General features: G+C 69.3%; 2 protein-coding genes. Both read right to left on the reverse strand.

The features are described from left to right. Nucleotides 1–105: 105 nt before the first annotated feature. Nucleotides 106–834 carry an IS21-like element helper ATPase IstB gene (gene istB, locus ACFSC3_RS20925; RefSeq protein ID WP_070240731.1) on the reverse strand — a complete coding sequence of 243 codons (729 nt, stop codon included), beginning with the start codon at nucleotides 832–834 and terminating at the stop codon, nucleotides 106–108. Further along, a complete protein-coding gene (istA, locus tag ACFSC3_RS20930) occupies nucleotides 821–2,275 on the reverse strand; it encodes an IS21 family transposase (protein WP_380942294.1) in 1,455 nt (484 codons plus the stop codon). The genes istB and istA overlap by 14 nt, the downstream gene beginning before the upstream one ends. Nucleotide 2,276 lies beyond the last annotated feature (1 nt).

Genomic DNA, 2,276 nt, shown 5'->3' on the forward strand with positions numbered 1-2,276 from the left:
CGGGTATGACGGGCGCGCCGTTCGCGCTGGTTGCGGCGTAGGGCGGGCGTAGCCCGACCGGAGGCGCAACCAGCGCGAAGCGTTCTCTGCCGGGCCTCCTGGGCGTCAGCTGCGGTGCTTGAAGCGCCAGCTGTCGTTGCCGGTTTCGACGATGTCGCAGTGGTGGGTAATGCGGTCGAGCAGCGCGGTGGTCATCTTGGGGTCGCCGAAGACGGTCGGCCACTCGCCAAAGGCGAGGTTCGTGGTGACGATGACCGAGGTCTGCTCGTAGAGCTTGCTGACCAGGTGGAAGAGCAGCTGACCGCCCGAGCGGGCAAAGGGCAGGTAGCCGAGCTCGTCGAGCACCACGAGGTCGAGGCGGGAGAGCTGGGCTGCCAGCGCGCCGGCCTTGCCGAGGCGGGTCTCCTCCTCGAGCCGGTTCACCAGGTCGACCGTGTTGAAGTAGCGCCCACGGGCGCCGGCCCGCACCACGTTGGCGGTAATGGCGGTGGCGAGGTGCGTCTTGCCGGTGCCCGTTCCACCGACCAGCACGACATTGCGCCGACCGGGGAGGAACGAGCCGCTGTGCAGCGAGCGCACCAGTCCCTCGTTGATGGGGGTGTCGTCGAAGACGAAGGCGTCGAGGTCCTTCACCGCCGGCAGCCTGGCGGCCGACATCCGGTAGCGGACGGACGCCGCATGGCGGTGGGCGGCTTCGGCGCGGAGCAGGTCCGTCAGGACCTCCATGGTCGTGCGCTTGCGTTGCAGCCCGGTGGTGACGGCCTCGTCGAAGGCACCAGCCATGCCCTTCAGCCCCAACTCGGCCATGGCCGTCATCATCTCATGCCGCTGCATGCAGGCCTCGCAGGCTGTCGTAGCGGGTGCAGTCGGCGCGGGGCGGATGGCGCAGCGCCAGGTCCTCGGGTGTGACAATGGTCAGCGGCCGGGGCGGCTCGCGTCGGCGGGCCAGGATGTTGACGATGACGTCGTCGCTGGCGGTGCCGGCCAGGAGCGCTTCGCGCACGGCCGCTTCAACCGCCTCCAGCCCGTCATCCAGCACCGCTGCCAGCACCCGCACGAACCGCCGGTCGGCATCATCGCCGGCGCCGAGCTTGCGCCGCAGCCGTGACAGCGCAGGCGGCAACTCCCAGCCCTGGAACGGCGCGCCATTGCGCAGGGCGCCCGGCTTGGTCACCAGCACCGGCAGGTAATGCCACGGGTCGTAGATGGTCCGGTCGCGTCCGAAGAACCGGGGGTGGTCGGCGACGACCTGGCCGTCGCAGCGCACGACGATGCGGTCGGCGTAGGCCCGCACCTGGACGGCACGCCGAACCGCCCTGGCGGAGACGGAATAGCGGTTGCGGTCGAAGCTGATGAGGCAGGTGCCGCTTACCGCGTGCTCGCTCTCGTGGAAGCCGTCAAAGGGCGCGACCACCGGCTGGAGCACGCCACGCTCGGCAGCCCACGCCTGGGCGACGGTCAGCTCCTTCTGCTCGGGATGCTGGTGCATGTCGGCCCAACGGCGACACTCCGCCTCCAGCCAGCCGTTCAACTCCTCGATGCTGGCAAAGCGCAGACGTGGCTGGAAGAAGCGGCCACGCGCGGTCTGCACCTGGTTCTCGACCTGCCCCTTCTCCCAGCCGGACGCCGGCGAGCAGGCCGTTGGCTCGACCATGTAGTGGTTGGCCATCACCAGGAAGCGCCGGTTGAAGATCCGCTCCTTGCCGGTGAACACGCTCGTCACGGCGGTCTTCATGTTGTCGTAGATGCCGCGCGTCGGCACGCCTCCGAAGAAGGCGAACGCCCGCGCATGGGCGTCGAACACCATCTCCTGTGTCTCGCGCGGATAGGCTCGCACATACATGGCCCGCGACGCGCACAGCCGCACATGGGCGACCTTCACCCGCATCGGCTTGCCCGCGATCTCCACGTCCTCGTGGCTCCAGTCGAACTGATACGCCTCGCCTGGTCGGAACAGCAGCGGGATGAACGCCGGCGCATTCATCACGTCGCGACGCTGCGCCTGCCGCCAGCGGGCCGCATAGCGGCGCACCGCGTCGTATGAGCCGTCGAACCCCTCGCGCAGCAGCAGGTCGTGGATACGCGTGAGGCGCAGCTTCTCGCGCCGCGGTCGTGCCTCGTCTTCCTCCAGCAACGCGTCCAGTCGCGTCTGGAACGGCCCCAGCTTCGGCAGCGGCTGCACCTCGCGACGATACGCCATGTCCGCCTCCGGCGCCCGGATCGCCTTGCGCACCACCTTGCGCGACAGGTGCAGGTCCCGCGCTATCGCCTTGATG

Source organism: Sphingomonas floccifaciens, assembly GCF_042681125.1.
In the GTDB taxonomy this organism is placed as follows: Bacteria; Pseudomonadota; Alphaproteobacteria; order Sphingomonadales; family Sphingomonadaceae; genus Sphingomonas; species Sphingomonas floccifaciens.

What these genes read in the sequence shown, in the direction of transcription:
- istB (WP_070240731.1), bottom strand. Translation starts at nt 834, where the DNA reads ATGCAGCGGCATGAGATGATGACGGCCATGGCCGAGTTGGGGCTGAAG.